Origin of the sequence: Bradyrhizobium monzae, from assembly GCF_021458635.1 — a bacterium.
GTDB lineage: Bacteria > Pseudomonadota > Alphaproteobacteria > Rhizobiales > Xanthobacteraceae > Bradyrhizobium.
In genome coordinates, this window is the sequence record NZ_JAIRDQ010000001.1 from 1,253,729 (window position 1) to 1,269,895 (window position 16,167).

Annotated in this window: 11 protein-coding genes; 1 reads left to right on the forward strand and 10 read right to left on the reverse strand. The window is 64.6% G+C overall.

From position 1 onward, the window contains the following. The first annotated feature begins 183 nt into the window (after window positions 1-183). Complete coding sequence (locus tag K3F49_RS06140) at window positions 184-1,464, forward strand: multidrug effflux MFS transporter (RefSeq protein ID WP_234679987.1); 1,281 nt, start codon at window positions 184-186, stop codon at window positions 1,462-1,464. Window positions 1,465-1,530: 66 nt separating this feature from the next. On the opposite strand, the gene ligA is transcribed toward K3F49_RS06140, so the two are convergent. The 10 genes from ligA to murC form a co-directional block, all read right to left on the reverse strand. Continuing rightward, on the reverse strand, window positions 1,531-3,678 hold the full coding sequence (gene ligA / locus K3F49_RS06145; protein ID WP_234679988.1) for an NAD-dependent DNA ligase LigA: 2,148 nt from the start codon (window positions 3,676-3,678) through the stop codon (window positions 1,531-1,533). A 163-nt stretch (window positions 3,679-3,841) separates the two neighbouring features. Continuing rightward, window positions 3,842-5,512 (reverse strand): DNA repair protein RecN, encoded by a 1,671-nt coding sequence (recN, locus tag K3F49_RS06150; protein WP_234679989.1) that lies wholly within the window; start codon window positions 5,510-5,512, stop codon window positions 3,842-3,844. Window positions 5,513-5,535: 23 nt separating this feature from the next. Beyond that, complete coding sequence (locus tag K3F49_RS06155) at window positions 5,536-6,423, reverse strand: outer membrane protein assembly factor BamD (protein WP_234679990.1); 888 nt, start codon at window positions 6,421-6,423, stop codon at window positions 5,536-5,538. 231 nt (window positions 6,424-6,654) lie between these two features. Next, entirely contained in the window at window positions 6,655-7,617 is a 963-nt protein-coding gene (lpxC, locus tag K3F49_RS06160) for a UDP-3-O-acyl-N-acetylglucosamine deacetylase (protein ID WP_234679991.1), read from the reverse strand. Window positions 7,618-7,980: 363 nt separating this feature from the next. Next, window positions 7,981-9,756 carry a cell division protein FtsZ gene (gene ftsZ / locus K3F49_RS06165; protein WP_234679992.1) on the reverse strand — a complete coding sequence of 592 codons (1,776 nt, stop codon included), beginning with the start codon at window positions 9,754-9,756 and terminating at the stop codon, window positions 7,981-7,983. 87 nt (window positions 9,757-9,843) lie between these two features. Beyond that, on the reverse strand, window positions 9,844-11,166 hold the full coding sequence (ftsA, locus tag K3F49_RS06170; protein ID WP_234679993.1) for a cell division protein FtsA: 1,323 nt from the start codon (window positions 11,164-11,166) through the stop codon (window positions 9,844-9,846). After that, window positions 11,163-12,179 carry a cell division protein FtsQ/DivIB gene (locus tag K3F49_RS06175; protein ID WP_234679994.1) on the reverse strand — a complete coding sequence of 339 codons (1,017 nt, stop codon included), beginning with the start codon at window positions 12,177-12,179 and terminating at the stop codon, window positions 11,163-11,165. Before K3F49_RS06175 ends, ftsA begins: the two co-directional genes overlap by 4 nt. Window positions 12,180-12,527: 348 nt before the next feature. Then, entirely contained in the window at window positions 12,528-13,514 is a 987-nt protein-coding gene (locus K3F49_RS06180) for a D-alanine--D-alanine ligase family protein (protein ID WP_234679995.1), read from the reverse strand. A gap of 70 nt (window positions 13,515-13,584) precedes the next feature. Continuing rightward, window positions 13,585-14,505 (reverse strand): UDP-N-acetylmuramate dehydrogenase, encoded by a 921-nt coding sequence (gene murB, locus K3F49_RS06185; protein ID WP_234679996.1) that lies wholly within the window; start codon window positions 14,503-14,505, stop codon window positions 13,585-13,587. A 187-nt stretch (window positions 14,506-14,692) separates the two neighbouring features. Beyond that, a complete protein-coding gene (murC, locus tag K3F49_RS06190) occupies window positions 14,693-16,096 on the reverse strand; it encodes a UDP-N-acetylmuramate--L-alanine ligase (RefSeq protein WP_234679997.1) in 1,404 nt (467 codons plus the stop codon). Window positions 16,097-16,167 lie beyond the last annotated feature (71 nt).

Sequence of the window (16,167 nt, forward strand, 5' to 3'; positions counted from 1 at the left end):
CGCTTTCGCCCGCAACCATGACGGGCTTTGCACGCTCCTGACGTAGTTTGCCCGTAAAACAACGGCCTCCTGCACACTGTTATTATAACAGTCCCAGAATCGGTATAGCCGCATTCCGAAACGCCGATTTCCGTCTTGTGCAAGCGCGCTACAGTCCGATTCGAATTCGAAAGACGGACGCGCATGCACGGCATGATCAGCAGACCGCCGGGGACGGCGACGGCAAACATTGCGACCTCGCGCGTGGTGTTGCTGCTGCTGGTCGTGATGACCGGGATCGCGCCGATCTCGCTCTACATCCTGGTTCCGGCGCTGCCCGTGCTGGCGACGACGTTCGGCCGCGACATCTCGATCGCGCAGATGACGGTGTCGCTCTACATGGTCGGCATCGCGCTGTCGCAGCTGATCATGGGACCGCTGTCGGACAAATTCGGCCGGCGCCCGGTACTGCTTGGCGGCCTCGCGCTGATGGTGGCGGCGAGCGTCGCCTGCATCTTCGCCGAAACCCTGCCGCAGCTGATCGCAGCGCGCTTCTTCCAGGCGCTCGGCGGCGCCTCCGGCATGGTGGTCAGCCGCGCCATCATCCGCGACATCTACGAGCGCGACCGTGTCGCCTCCATGATCAGCCTCGTGGTCGCCGCCCTGATGATCGGCCAGATGGTGTCGCCGCTCACCGGCGGCCTGATCGAGACCGCGTTCGGCTGGCGCGCGATCTTCTACGCCGTCACGATCGCCGCGATTGCAGTTGCGGTCGGCATTGCGATTGCCCTGCCCGAGACGCGCCGTGACCGCGCGGTCGGAAGTGGCGGCTTTCGCAGCGACGTCGGCACCCTGATCAAGAGCCGCGCTTTCATCGGCTATGTGATGTGCCAGGTGCTGGCGTCCCAGATCATCTTCACGTTCGCCGGCGGCGGCCCCTATATCGTGGTGACGCAGATGGGCCGGACCAGCGCCGAATACGGCGCGTGGTTCGCGACGACGGGCTTTGCCTATCTGGTCGGCAACCTGCTCTGCGTGCGTTTCGCGCCGCGGCACTCGTTGGAAAAGCTGATCTGGTTCGGACTCGGCCTGCAACTCTGCGGCAGCGTGTTGAACCTGCTCTGGAGCTTTACCGGCTGGAACGAGGCGCCAGCCTGGCTGTTCGGCACGCAGATGATCGTGATGGTCGGCAATGCCTTCGTGATGGCGAATTCCGCCGCCGGCGCGATCAGCATCCGTCCCGAAGCCGCCGGCGCCGCATCAGGCGCGATGGGCTTTCTGCAGCAGGGGATCGGCGCGCTGATGTCGCAATTCGGCGCCTATCTCGGCGGCCACTCCGCCACAACGCTGCCGTTGACCTCGGCGGTGCTTGCGGTCTCGCTGCTTTGCGCCTCGACAATGCTCTTCATCGTCCCCCGTCGAGAACTGGTGGTGAGCGAGACATTGATCGAACAGGCGGAGGAGGAAGAGACGGGGATGATGTGAGGTGCGGCGCGCCCTCTCCACGTCATTGCTTCGCCGCTTCGCTCCTCGCAATGACAGGAGGAAACCTCACTCCCCGATCAGCGTCAGCCACTCGTCCTCGGTCAGCACCTTGACGCCGTGCTTGTTGGCCTCCGCGAGCTTCGAGCCCGCGCCGGGACCGGCGACCACGAGATCAGTCTTCTTCGACACCGAGCCCGACACTTTGGCGCCCAATCGCTCCGCGGTCGCCTTGGCTTCGTCGCGCGTCATCTTCTCCAGCGAGCCCGTGAACACCACCGTCTTGCCGGCAACCGCCGAGTTGCTCTTCGGCTTTTCGGCGTCGACAATCTCGACCTCCTTGGTCAACCGCTCGACGATGCCGCGATTGTGGCTCTCGCCGAAATAATCGGCGATGCTCTTGATCACGGTGTCGCCGATCTGGTCGAGCGCATCCATCTCAGCCATCGCCTCCTCGTCACCCTTGGCGACCTTGAGGCAGGCATCGTGAAAAGCATCCCAGGAGCCGTAGCCGCGCGCCAGCGCAAGCGCCGTGGTCTCGCCGACATGGCGCATGCCGAGCGCATAGACGAACCGCTCCAGCGCGATTTTGCGCCGGCTCTCGATGGCGCCGAACAGATTGCGCACCGAGGTCGCGCCGTAGCCTTCGATCTCCTCGAGCTTGAGCTTTGCGTTGCGCTTCTCCAGCGTGAAGATGTCGGAGGGCTCTTTCACCCATCCTTCGTCGAAGAAATACTGCAGCTGCTTCTCGCCGAGACCGTCGATGTCGAAGGCGCGCCGCGACACGAACAGTTTCAAGTGCTCGATCTTTTGATAGGGGCAGGCAAACTCGCCGGTGCAACGGGATCGCGACTCCTCCTCGCCCGCAGCCGTCTCGCCCCGCACGACGTCGGTATGCAGCGGGCACGGACACTTCGTCGGGAGATGAAACTCCTTGGCGCCCTTCGGCCGTTTGTCGATAACGACGTCGACCACCTGCGGGATCACATCGCCCGCGCGCTGGATCACGACGGTGTCGCCGATCCGGATATCGCGGCCCTCGCGCAGCACCTCGCCCTTGTTGCCGATGCCCTTGATGTAGTCCTCGTTGTGCAGCGTGACGTTCTGCACGATCACGCCGCCGACCCCGATCGGCTCGAGCTTGCCGACCGGCGTGAACGAGCCGGTGCGGCCGACCTGGATTTCGATGTCGCGGAGCACCGTCATGGCGCGCTCGGCCGGGAATTTGTGCGCGATAGCCCAGCGCGGTGTGCGCGAGACGAAGCCGAGCCGCTCCTGCCAGTCGATGCGGTCGACCTTGTAGACGACGCCGTCGATATCGTAGTCGAGCTTTGCGCGCTCTTCTTCAATCTTCTGATGGAACGCGATCAGCTCCTCGACTGAGTGACACAGCTTGGTCAGCGGATTGGTCCTGAAGCCGCAGCGCTCGAACCAGTGGATCATATCGCTCTGCGTATCCTCGGGCATCGCGCTCATCTCGCCCCAGGCATAGGCGAAGAAGCCGAGCGGACGCGAGGCGGTGATGGTCGGATCCTTCTGCCGCAACGAACCCGCGGCCGAATTGCGCGGATTGGCGAAGATGGTGTCGCCGGCCGCCTTCTGCCGCTCGTTCAGCGCGAGGAAGGCTTTCTTGGTCATGTAGACCTCGCCGCGCACCTCGCAGATATCGGGGACGTTGCGCCCCTTCAGCTTCTGCGGCACGTCTTCGAGCGTGCGGATATTGGCGGTGACGTCCTCGCCCTCCGCGCCGTCGCCGCGCGTCGCCGCGGTGACAAGCTCGCCGCCCTCGTAGCGCAGCGACATCGACAGGCCGTCGATCTTCGGCTCGGCGGAGAAATTGACCTTGTCGTCGTCGAGCTTCAGGAAACGCACGATGCGGCCGACGAAGTCGCGCACGTCCTCCTCGGCAAAGGCGTTGTCCAGCGACAGCATCGGAACGGAATGCCGCACCTTCCTGAAGCGCCCCGACGGCGCCGCACCGACTTTCTGCGAGGGTGAATCGCCGCTGACGAATTCCGGAAAGCGTTTTTCGATGGCATCGAAGCGCTGACGCAGGGCGTCGTATTCGGCGTCGGTCACCGTTGGCGCGTCGTCCTGATAGTAGCGTTCGTTGTGTCCCTCGATCTCGAGCGACAGCCGCATGTGCTCGACCTTGGCCTGTGCCTTGGTGAGATCGGCAACGTCACGAAGCGTTTTGGATTTTGCTGCTCTTGCCATGGTGCTTGGATACGACGGAGCGGGTAGGACGGTAAAGACGTGTGGAAATCTCGTGCCCCGGACGCGGCGCAGCGCCTCCTTGGCGGTGCGCTGCAGAGCCGGGGCCCATGGGGGCCGGCAGTCTGGGTCCCGGCTCGCGCTGCGCGCATCCGGGACCCGAAGCCTAACTCGCCGCCTTGAGCAGCCGTTCCGCAGCGGCCCTCGCCTCCGCAGTGATCTCGGCGCCGGCGAGCATGCGGGCGATTTCCTCGCGGCGGTGGTCGGCGGCAAGTGCGTTGACGCGGGTGGCGACGCGCTTGCCCTTGTCCAGCGCATCCTTGGAAATCAGCAGATGCTGGTCGGCCCGCGCGGCAACCTGCGGGGCGTGGGTCACGGCCATCACCTGGACCTTACCGGCCAACCGCGCCAGGCGCCCGCCGATGGCATCCGCCACCGCGCCGCCGACGCCGGTGTCGATTTCGTCGAAGACGAGCGTCGGCGCAGAGCCGCGGTCGGACAGCACAACCTTCAGCGCCAAGAGAAAGCGCGAAAGCTCGCCGCCCGAGGCGACCTTCATCATGGGTCCCGGCTTGGTGCCCGGATTGGTCTGCACCCAGAACTCGACGCGGTCGAAACCTTGCGGCCCCGGCGCGGCCTCGTCTGTCGTGACCTGGGTGATGAATTTCGCGCGTTCGAGCTTGAGCGGAGCAAGCTCGGCATTGACGGCCTTGTTGAGCTTCTCGGCCGATTTTTGCCGCGCTGCCGAGAGCTTTTTCGCAGCCGCCGCATAGCGCGCATCGGCCTCGATCGCGGCCTGCTCCAGTTTCTTCAAGCGCGAGGCGCCGGCATCGATCAGCACGACGTCGGCGGCGTATTTGGCGGCAAGTGCGGCCAGGCCATCAACTGGCGTCGAATATTTGCGCGAGGCGGCGCGTAAGCTGAACAACCGCTCCTCGATGCGTTCGAGCTCGGCCGGGTCGAAATCGGTCGCGGCCAGGGCCGCCTGGAGATGCTGGTCGGCCTCCTCCAGCGCATTGATCGCGATGTCGATCGCCTTCACCGCGGGCTCGACCAGCGCCGGCGAATTGACGCCGCGGCGTTCCAAGCGGCGCACCGCAGCCGACAGCGCCGCAACCGGCGAATTGTGGCCGCCGACGACCTCCTGCGCCTCGCGCAAATCGGAGGCGATCTTCTCGCCCTGCATCATGGTGGTGCGGCGCGAGGCGAGCGAGGTCTCCTCACCGTCCTTCGGCGCGAGCTGCTTCAGCTCGTCGGAGGCATGACGCAGATAGTCGGCCTCGCGCGCGGCGCGCTCCATGCCGGCGCGATGCTCTTCCAGCTCGGTGTTGGCGGTGCGGCGCGCGTCCCAGAGGGTCTCGACGGCCGCGACGTCCTTTTCGAGGCCGGCAAAGGCATCGAGCAGGCGGCGATGGGTGGCGGCATCGACCAGCGCGCGCTCGTCATGCTGGCCGTGAATCTCGACCAGCGCGGCACCGACCGCCTTCAGCGTCTGCACGCTGATCGCCTGGTCGTTGATGAAAGCGCGGGTGCGGCCGTCGGCGAGTTGAACGCGGCGGAGAATCATTTCGCCGGTATCGTCGAGCCCGTTCTCGGCCAGAATTTTCGTCGCAGGGTGATTCTTCGCGATATCGAAGACGGCAATGACCTGCCCCTGCTCCGCGCCATGGCGCACGAGGCCGGCGTCGCCGCGGCCACCGAGCGCCAGTGCAAAGGCATCGAGCAGGATGGATTTGCCCGCACCGGTCTCGCCGGTCAAAACCGCAAGTCCGGTGGCGAATTCGATATCGAGCCGTTCGATCAGGACGATGTCACGGATCGACAGACGCGCCAGCATGGAACCAGATTTCCTAGCCGAGACTAGAGGCCTATCCCCTTGAAGGTCCGGCTGATCCAGGACCCCTGATTCTCGCTCGGCTCGAGACCGCCGGATTTTACAAGATTATAGGCGTCCTTGTACCACCGGCTGTCGGGAAAATTATGCCCGAGCACGGCGGCGGCGGTCTGGGCCTCGCCGACGATGCCGATCGACATGTAGGCCTCCGTGAGGCGGTAGAGCGCCTCCTCGACGTGGCGCGTGGTCTGGTACTGCGTCACCACGGCCTTGTAGCGGTTGATCGCCGCCGTGTAGTCGCGCTTCCCCATGTAGTAGCGGCCGACATTCATTTCCTTGCCAGCAAGCTGGTCGCGCGCCCCCTCGATCTTGGCCTTGGCGGAGGTCGCATATTCGGACGTCGGATATTTGCGCACCACCTCTTCCAGCGAGGCGATCGCTTTCTCGGTACGGGCCTGGTCGCGGCTGATGTCCGGGATCTGGTCGTAATGCGAGGCGGCGATCAGATATTGCGCGTAAGCGGCGTCCGGGCTGCCGGGATGCAGGGTAACGTAGCGGGTGGCAGCGCCGATGCAGCTGTCATAGTCGCCGCCCTGGTAGGACGCGTAGGCCGACATCAGCAGCGATTTGCGCGCCCAGTCGGAATAGGGATGCTGGCGGTCAACCTCTTCGAACTTCTTGTTCGCCGCCTTCATGTCCTTCTTTTCGTTCATGAGGTACAAGCCCTCATTGTAGATCTTGTCGGCAGGCTCCTCGACGAAGGTATCGTCCTTGTTGGTGAACTTGTCCCAGAGCGCGCCGGTGCCGCAGCCGGCCAGCGGCAGCGCGAGCACGAAGAGCGTCGCGGCCTGAAGCAGCCCACGGGCTCGCGGTGAAACGAAAAGATATCCGCGCGTCATACGCTGTGCCGACATGAATTTGAGACCTGACGCCCTGTGATGCGGTACCCGCCAGCCCATGATCCCGTCACGGGCGCGAAATGTGACCGTGGTGCCTGCCCTGCGACCACGTCGGTGTAACCGAAAAACGATTGTTAACCCATCGGATAGGCAGGCATTCCGCCCGGATTAAGGCGAAATCGCCGCAATCCTAGTCGATCATGGTTACCAGGAGTTTCCCGGATAAAACGCCAGCCGCAGCAGGCTTCAGGACACGTCCGGCCCGTAGGCGGCAGCGATCCGGCCGCCAACGATGCCGCTGCCGACCTCGACCACGCCACGCGTTGTGCGTCGGGCCGCTTCGCCCTCGACCACCCGCCACGCGGTCCGGTCGGCAAGCAATGCGGTCAGGACGGCGTGGTTGAGCTTGTGACCGCCACGCACCGAACGATAGGCACCGAGCAGCGGCAGGCCGGCCAGCGCGAGATCTCCGATCACGTCCAGCACCTTGTGGCGGGCGCATTCGTCGGCGTAGCGCAGGCCCTCGGTGTTGAGCAGCCGCTCGTCGTCGAACACGACCGTGTTTTCGAAGGAGGCGCCGAGCGCATAGCCCGCGCTCCAGAGCCGGGCAACATCGCCCATCAGACCGAAGGTCCGGGCACGACCGACTTCACGACGGAAGCGTTCGGGACTCACGTCGAAGCCATAGCTCTGCTGGCCGATGACGGGATTGGTGAAGTCGATCTCGACCTCGGCGCGGAAGCCGTTGGCATAGGGCCGGATCTCGCCGAAGGAGTCGCCGATCTTGACTGAGATCGGCTTCAAAACCTGGATGAACCGGCGCTGCGCCGGCTGGTTGACGATGCCGGCTTGGTCAATCGCCGCGATAAAGGCCGCGGCGCTACCGTCCATGATCGGTACTTCCGGACCGTCGACCTCGATGGTGGCGTTATCGACGCCCATGCCCCGCAGCGCAGCCAGCACGTGCTCCGCGGTGGAAACCAGCGGACCGCTGCGATCGCCGAGGACGGTTGCGAAATCGGTCGCGATCACCTGCTCCGCGGTCGCCTGGATCTCGCGGTCACTTCCTTCGAGTCCAGTGCGGACAAAAATAAAACCTGCATCAACAGGTGCAGGTCCAAGCGTAAGGGTGACGGGAAGACCGGAATGAACGCCTACGCCGGCCACGGTGGCTTGCGCACGAAGCGTTGTTTGCCGGCTAAATTTCATCAGGAACCGCCCCACTACGACCCACTGCGACTTATACTAAACCCGACTGATCGATCGAGATCGACCGTCCGAATCTCCGTATCCCCAAGTCACGCCGAACCATAGTCACTGCCTCAAACAGCGCCAACTCACGCTTTTTTACCGATTGTTACCCCAAACCTGCCGTATTCGCGCCAAGGCTTAACCAAATTACGCCGGCGTTTGGGACTATTATCGGCAGCTTTACTGAAGCACCGAACAGGTAATTAATGATTTAAAATCAGTTGCTTGAACGCGTAATCAAGACATGCATAGGACAAAAGGAAAGGCCCCGGTAAGCTTCACGCCGGGGCCTTTTCTACGTCTGCCTTATTGTAACAATTCTCAGGTCGCCTGCCGCCGCAGGAAGGCCGGGATATCAAGATGGTCGTCTCCCTGTGGCGCCGGCGCAACAGGTGCCGGACGGCCATGGGCGTCGAGACCCTGCGGCGCGGGCCGCCGCGCATATTCCGACACCGGTTCGCTGGCGGCGATCTGCTGCTGCACCGTCCGCTGCGGCTTGCGCTCGGGCAGCGCCGGCATAGCGGGGCCGGCGGTGCGGGCGGCGATCGGAGCCTCGGTCTCCTCGTCGCGACGGCCAAGGCCGACATTGGCGAGGCGCTGGAGCAGCGACAGGCGGGTCTTTTGCGGAGTCTCCTCTTCCATCTCCCCACGGGCCTGACGCAGCTCGGCCTGGGCCGGCATCGGCAGCTCCTCGATGCGCGGCATCCGCGGCGCACGCACCGGCGCACGCTCGGCCTGCGGCGGGATGAAGGTTTCCGGCGTCATCGGCTCATGCATGGCCATCGGCGCCTGCTCGGGCTCCGGGAACAGCGTGGGCTTCTGGGCGATCGGGCGGACGGTGACGTCGCCATAGGTCTGCATCGGCGCCGGCGCCTGCGGAACTTCGGAAACGGCAGCCGCGATGGCGGCGAGCGCTGCGCGCTCGACATTGGGACGCGGCGCGACAGGCGCGGCCGGGATCTGCGCATCCAGCTTCTGGGCACGCTCGGCCAGACGCTGATTGTCAGCGCGGAGGCGTGCCGTCAGGTCGGCGAGACGGCTCTCGGCAGCAGCGGCCGGAGCCGCGGGCGCCTGCTGCGGCGCGGCGTTTGCGACCGGGGCGCTGGTGGCCTGGCTGTTGCGGGCGATCGCAGCCTGTTCGATGCCGGTGGCGACGACCGAGACGCGGATCAGGCCGTCGAGTGCTTCGTCGAAGGTGGCGCCGACAATGATGTTGGCGTCCTGGTCGACTTCCTCGCGGATGCGGGTCGCGGCTTCGTCGACCTCGAACAGGGTCAGGTCCTTGCCGCCGGTGATCGAGATCAGGAGGCCCTTGGCGCCCTTCATCGAGCTGTCGTCGATCAGCGGGTTGGCGATCGCTGCCTCAGCGGCGGTCAGCGCGCGCTTGTCGCCGGAGGCTTCGCCCGTGCCCATCATCGCCTTGCCCATCTCGCGCATGACCGCGCGGACGTCGGCGAAGTCGAGGTTGATCAGGCCTTCCTTGACCATCAGGTCGGTGATGCAGGCAACGCCGGAGTAGAGCACCTGGTCGGCCATTGCGAAGGCGTCGGCGAAGGTGGTCTTCTCGTTGGCGACCCGGAACAGGTTCTGGTTCGGGATGATCAGGAGGGTGTCGACCACCTTGTGAAGCTCGTTGATGCCGGCTTCGGCGGTGCGCATGCGGCGGCCGCCCTCGAAGTGGAACGGCTTGGTCACGACGCCGACCGTGAGGATGCCCATCTCGCGCGCGATCTTGGCGATGACGGGAGCTGCACCGGTGCCGGTGCCGCCGCCCATGCCGGCGGTGACGAACACCATGTTGGCGCCGGAGAGATGGTCACGGAGTTCGTCCATCACCTCTTCCGCCGCGGCCGCGCCGACGACCGGCTGCGAGCCGGCGCCGAGGCCTTGCGTGGCGGCCGTGCCCATCTGCACGATACGCTGCGCCTTCGACATCGTCAGCGCCTGCGCGTCGGTGTTGGCGACCACGAAATCGACGCCCTGAAGGCCCGCCGTGATCATGTTGTTGACGGCGTTGCCGCCAGCGCCGCCGACGCCGAACACGGTGATGCGGGGCTTCAACTCGTGAATATCAGGAACGTTGATGCTGATGGTCATGTTTGCCTCTCGATCACGCGCGCGTGGGTTCGCCCCGGCCGACGGCCGCGGGAGTTGGTGAAATTCGAAGATTGCGGAACCGGTTCATCAGAAGCCCTCGCGTAGCCATCGTCCGACCTTTCCAAAATAGCCGCCCGTCCCTGTCTTGACCTGCTGCCGCGTATGCCGCGGTTCGACATGTTCTTGGTGAACATATTGCGGGTAGACGAGAAGTCCGGCCGGCACCGCGAACGCGGCGTTCTTCGCCTCGTTGGGCAGCCGGCCAAAACCGAGCGGACGTCCGACCCGCACGGGCCGGCCGAGAATCTGGGTTCCGAGCTCGACGAGGCCGGTGAGCTGCGAGGCGCCGCCGGAGAGCACGACACGGCCCTTGGGCTCCGCCGCGAAGGGGGAATCCTTCAGCTTGTCCCGAACCATTTCGAAGACTTCCTCGGCACGATGCTTGACGATGTTGGCGATGGTGGCGCGCGAAACGATCTGCGGCAGATCCTGGTCGTCACCGGCTGTCGGTACAGACATCAGCTCACGCGAGTCCGATCCGCCGGTGATGACGGTGCCGTATAACGTCTTGATTCGCTCGGCGTCGGCAATGGTCGCCGAGAGTCCGCGCGCGAGATCCATCGTGATATGTTGCCCGCCGACCGCAAATCCGGCCGCGTGCACGAAGCGGCCGCCGGAATAGACCGCGATGGTGGTGGTGCCCGCCCCCATCTCGACCACGGCTGCGCCGAGGTCGGCCTCGTCGTCGGTCAGCACCGAAAGACCGGCCACATAGGGGCTCGCCGCCATGGCTTCGACATTGAGATGGCAGCGTTCTACCGCCAGCATCAGATTCCGCGCCACGGTGGCGTCACAGGTGACGACATTCATGTCGACGCCGAATTGATGCGCGACCATGCCGCGGGGATCGCGGATGCCCTTGACGCCGTCGAGCGTGTAGCCGACCGGCAGGGCATGCAGCACGGTGCGGCCCTCGCCGGTGGCGTGGCGCATGCCGGTGGAGGTGACACGGCTGACATCGGCCGGCGTCACCGCGCCGCCGCGGATATCGGCGGCGGCTTCGACCAGCTGGCCCGCGAGCCGACCGCCGGAGACCGACAGCAAAACGGACTCGACGCGCACCTTGGCCATTTTCTCGGCAAGCCCGACGGCCTGACGCACCGCCTGCTCGCATTCGGCGAGATCGACCACCGCGCCGGCCTTCATGCCGCGCGACTGGATCTGGCTGTAACCGATCAGTTCCACCGCATGGGTCCGGCCGCCCAGCGCTTCGCTCGGCGCCGACGGCTTCAGCCGCGCGATCATACAGGCGATCTTGCTGGTGCCGATGTCGAGGCAGGCGACGAGACCGCCGCGCTTGTGCGGCATCGGGCGCGTTTTCGGCGTCTGGGTGCGATCAAGACCGGTCATGCGGCGTCCCCGGCCTTCTTTTTCTTCTTGTCCTTGAACAGATCCTCGCGTGCCTTGGCGGCATCATCAGACAGCTGCACCACCAGGCGATCAGGCAGGCGCATGTCGATCGCGACGATATCCTTTGAGAATAGCCTGTCGTCCTTGTCGAGCTTGGAGAGCGCGGCGAGTGCGTTGCCGACATCCTGCTCCGGAAGACGGATGTCGAGCCCGTCCTTCAGCCTCAGGTTCCAGCGGCGCTCGCCGACATAGATTGCGGCTTTGGTCACCGAATTCACCTGCGGATAACGCGCCAGCAGTGCGAGGAAATCGCGGGCCTGCGTGTCGGCGCCCTTGCCGACCACGAGCGGCAGCGACAGGAACCGGCGCGAGACATAGGGTTCGAGCAGTGCGCCGTCGTCGGCGATGACGGAGAGCCGACCGGCCTCCTGCCACAGCGCGAACGCCTTGCGCTCGGTGATCTCGATCATGAGCTGGCCCGGATAGAGCTTCAGCACGGTCGCGTCCGCAATCCAGGGATTGGCCTTGAGCTTGTCGCGGACGTTGTCGGCATCGAGGAACAGCAGTGAGGAACGGCCGCTGACCCCGCCGATCGCGAGGATCTCGTCCTGGGTGAGCTGCTTGCGGCCATTGATCACGACCGAGGTGATGCGGAAGCCGGCCGAGTTGGCCATGGCGTTGCGCGCGTCGCTGACCGCGGTAATGAAGTCCTGGAGATGGCCGCCCTTGACGATGCCAAGGCCACCGCTGCCGATCAGCAGCAGCACGGTCATGCTGATCCCGACCCGGCGTGGCATATAGCGTTCGACCAGCGCGACCAGGCGCGGCGGCGGCTCGCGCTCGACGACAGCCTTGGCTTTGATCTTTTGCTTGGCGGCGACGCGCTGCTGCTCGCGCCGATCCTGCATCCACTCGCGCAGAAGCACGACCGCTCCGATAGCGGCCGCCTTCAGGTCAGCTTGGGGCCTCAGCGATCTCAGAAACGACCGGGTGAGGCTTCCTGCACCATCCATTGCACGAGCTCGTCAACAGTTTGCCCGCGACATCGCGCGGGTCCTGGCGAACATGACGTCTCGGACTTGCCGGGCCGGGTACTGGTCTTCGGCAGAAGAAACCGCTCCCCTTCAAAGCGTTCGCCGGTCGGAGACAATCCGAAACGGCTCACGCGCCGGCAGCCAAAACGCCATATGCGCCGCCAGCGTTAACCTTCGGATGTCCTGGTAAACAAAAGGTAAAGTTCGTTAACGAAGAATGCTTTTTGCCCAGCTCTGTGAGGCAGTTATGCCGCCATATCCGGCATTTTACCGGTTTTGGGCACCAAATCGGCCGTTTTCGCCCTCTCAGCCGTTAACCAATCCTAATTATTTCCGCACCCGCCGCCCGGCCAGCTCGATCAGGTCGCGGAGGAAGTCGGAGAATGCGATGCCCTCGGCTTTCAGCGCCTTGGGGTAGAGCGAGGATTTGGTCAGCCCGGGCAGCGTGTTGGTCTCGAGATAGACCAGTCCCTTCTCCGAGACGATGAAGTCGGAGCGGGAATAGCCGCTGCAGGACATCGCGCGATGCGCCAGCATCGCCTGGGTCTTGAGCGCCGCGGTGACCTCGGCGGTGAAGCGGCCCGGGCAGATCTCCTGGGTCGACTTCAAAAGATATTTTGCGGCGTAGTCGAAATTCCCCTCTCCTGGAATGATCTCGATCGGCGGCAATGAGATGATCGAGCCGTCGCTGCGCTCCAGCACGCCGCAGGTCGCCTCGACGCCGGCGATATAGGGTTCGATCACATACTCTTCGTGCTTGGCCGCATTGCGGACGGCGACGAGATCCTGCCTGGCGTTGACGAAGATCAGGCCATAGCTCGATCCATCACGCGCCGGCTTAGCGATCAGCCTTCCATATTCGGCGAAGGCCTCATCGATATTCTCGAGCGCAATGCCCTCGGGCGGCGTCACGCCACCGAGCGCGGCAAAGCGCTTGGCTGCGATCTTGTCGAAGGCGAGATGCGAGGAGGCCGAGCCGGAGCCGGTGAACGGCACGCCGCGCACTTCGCACATCAGCTGCAATTCGCCATTCTCGGCGCTGCCGCCATGCAGACTGAGCACGAGGACGCGGTCTTCAGTCTTGGCCTTGTCGAGCGCCTGCGCCAGCGGAATGCCACGCGTACCAGGCTTGAACTCGTCCTCGAAGGGCCGGGAATGTTCGAGTAGTTGCCTGGACTGCACGACGTGCACCTTGTCCTCGACGTCCCACCACCAGAGATCGGCCTCGGGCAGCGCCTGATGCAGCGCCTGAGCTGAAGCGACCGAAACCAGACGCTCGCGGTTGGATCCGCCGAAGAGGATGGTGATGCGCATATTCGTAGCCCGTAATCTCTCTAGTTCGTCATTCCGGGGCGCGACGAAGTCGCGAGCCCCGGAATGACACTCACGCGGGAATTCCAATCCGCTTGATTTCCCAGTGCAGTTCAATTCCGGAATTCGCCTTCACCCGCTCGCGCACGGTCTCGCCCAGCGTCTCGATGTCGTGCGCGGTGGCCTCGCCCGTGTTGATCAGGAAATTGCAATGCATCTCGGAGACCTGCGCGCCGCCGACGCGCAGGCCGCGGCAGCCGGCGGCATCGACCAACTTCCAGGCGGAATGACCGGGCGGATTCTTGAAGGTCGACCCGCCGGTCTTTTCGCGGATCGGCTGCGCTGTCTCGCGATGGTTTTGCACCTCGGCCATGCGCGTGCGGATCGCATCAGCGTCCCTGATCTCGCCGCGAAAGCGCGCGGAGGTGAAGATGATGGAGGGGTCGACGCCGCTGCTGCGGTAGACGAATTTCATGCCGGCATTGGAGAAGATTAGCTTCGTGCCGTCCCGCCCGACGCCGCGCGCCTCGATCAGCACGTCCCTGGTCTCGCCGCCATTGGCGCCCGCATTCATGCGCAGCGCGCCGCCGATCGTGCCGGGAATGCCGAAGTAGAATTCGAGCCCGCCGATATTTGCGCCAGCCGCGACCTCCGCGACGCGCTTGTCGAGCGCGGCCGCACCCGCGGTGACGACGTCGCCGTTCGCAGTGGCCTCGCCGAAAGCGCGCGGCGCCAGCCGGATCACCACGCCGGCAATGCCGCCATCGCGAACGATGAGGTTGGAGCCGACACCGACGACATAGACTGGAATGTCACTGGCGAGATGCGCGAGGAAATAAGCGAGATCATCCTCGTCCGCCGGCGTGAACAGCACCTGCGCCGGCCCGCCGACCCGAAACCAGGTCAGCTCGGCCAACGACTGGTTGGCAAGCAGCCGCCCGCGAAGATCCGGCATCGCGGCTTTGAGCTTGGTTGTGATGTCGGGGAAGCTCATGCAGCTTCCTCGCGTGAGGAAGGCACACTCTCCCCGTTCCCTCCCCCCTTGTGGGGGAGGGTCAGGGAGAGGGGTAGCCCCAAGCGAGATCGGAGTGTGTGGCTACCCCTCTCCCCCACCCTCCCCCACAAGGGGGGAGGGAGCGCAGTTTGTCGTTTGGCTGACTGCGAGCCTCTCATCAGCATCCTCACCCCAGCGCCTTCAATTCGCCCGGCAGCGCATACGCCCATTGCGTAATGTTGCCGGCGCCGAGACACACGACGAGATCGCCCGACTTGGCGAGCCCCTTGACGATGCCCGCGAGCTCGGAGGCTGCCGGCAGCGGCACCACCTCGCGGTGGCCGTGGGCGCGCAGGCCCGCGACGAAATGATCGCGATCGATGCCGTCGATCGGCGTCTCGCCGGCAGCATAAACGTCGGCGACGACCACCGCATCGGAGTCGTTGAAGCAGGTGCAAAATTCCTCGAACAGCGATTGCAGACGGGTGTAGCGATGCGGCTGCACCACGGCGATGATCTTGCCGTTGCTGGATTCCCGCGCCGCCTTCAGCACCGCGGCGATCTCGACGGGGTGATGGCCGTAATCGTCGATCACGGTGACGCCGTTCCACTCCCCGGTCTTGGTGAAGCGGCGCTTGACGCCGCCGAAGCCGGCGATCGCCTTGCGGATATCTTCATCGGATACGCCGAGTTCGCGCGCCACCGCGATCGCAGCCGTCGCATTGGAGGCATTGTGGCGCCCCGGCATCGGCAGCATGAGATCGGCTATCTCGTGCACGGCGCCGGTCTTGCGATCGCGGAACGCGACCTTGAACTTCGAGCCGCCGCCCATCGGCGTGAGGTCGACGAACCGAACATCGGCCTGCGGATTCTCGCCATAGGTGATGATGCGACGATCCTCGATCTTGCCGACCAGGGTCTGCACGACGGGATGATCGATGCACATCACGGCAAAGCCGTAGAACGGCAGGTTCTCGACGAAATGCCGGAACGCATCCTGCACGGCCTCGAAGGTCTTGAAGTGATCGAGATGCTCAGGATCGACATTGGTGACGATCGCGACATCGGTCGGCAGCTTCAGGAACGTGCCGTCGCTCTCGTCGGCCTCCACCACCATCCAGTCGCCGGCACCGAGACGCGCGTTGGAGCCGTAGGCGTTGATAATGCCGCCGTTGATCACGGTCGGATCGAGCCCGCCAGCATCCAGCAGGGTTGCGACCATCGTGGTCGTCGTGGTCTTGCCATGCGTGCCGGCAATCGCAACACAGCTCTTCAGCCGCATCAATTCGGCCAGCATTTCGGCACGGCGCACTACGGGAATGCGCCGCTCGCGCGCCGCCATCAGTTCCGGATTGTCGCGCTTGATCGCGGTGGACACGACGACGACCTCGGCCCCGTCGACATTCTCGGCCTTGTGGCCGACCGAGACTTTTGCGCCCTTTTTGCGCAGACGATCGAGATTGTAGTTGTCGGAGGCGTCCGAGCCCTGCACGGCATAGCCGAGATTGACCAGCACCTCGGCGATGCCGCTCATGCCGATCCCGCCGATCCCGACGAAGTGGATGGGTCCGATCTCGCGCGGCAGTCTCATGCTCTATCCTATGGTTCCGTCGTCATGCCCGGGCTTGTCCCGGGCATCCACGAATCCTAGCGTCTTTCTTG

Coding starts and splice junctions, on each gene's coding strand:
- K3F49_RS06140 (WP_234679987.1), top strand. CDS start 184: ATGCACGGCATGATCAGCAGACCGCCGGGGACGGCGACGGCAAACATT.
- ligA (WP_234679988.1), bottom strand. CDS start 3,678: ATGGCAAGAGCAGCAAAATCCAAAACGCTTCGTGACGTTGCCGATCTC.
- recN (WP_234679989.1), bottom strand. CDS start 5,512: ATGCTGGCGCGTCTGTCGATCCGTGACATCGTCCTGATCGAACGGCTC.
- K3F49_RS06155 (WP_234679990.1), bottom strand. CDS start 6,423: ATGTCGGCACAGCGTATGACGCGCGGATATCTTTTCGTTTCACCGCGA.
- lpxC (WP_234679991.1), bottom strand. CDS start 7,617: ATGAAATTTAGCCGGCAAACAACGCTTCGTGCGCAAGCCACCGTGGCC.
- ftsZ (WP_234679992.1), bottom strand. CDS start 9,756: ATGACCATCAGCATCAACGTTCCTGATATTCACGAGTTGAAGCCCCGC.
- ftsA (WP_234679993.1), bottom strand. CDS start 11,166: ATGACCGGTCTTGATCGCACCCAGACGCCGAAAACGCGCCCGATGCCG.
- K3F49_RS06175 (WP_234679994.1), bottom strand. CDS start 12,179: ATGGATGGTGCAGGAAGCCTCACCCGGTCGTTTCTGAGATCGCTGAGG.
- K3F49_RS06180 (WP_234679995.1), bottom strand. CDS start 13,514: ATGCGCATCACCATCCTCTTCGGCGGATCCAACCGCGAGCGTCTGGTT.
- murB (WP_234679996.1), bottom strand. CDS start 14,505: ATGAGCTTCCCCGACATCACAACCAAGCTCAAAGCCGCGATGCCGGAT.
- murC (WP_234679997.1), bottom strand. CDS start 16,096: ATGAGACTGCCGCGCGAGATCGGACCCATCCACTTCGTCGGGATCGGC.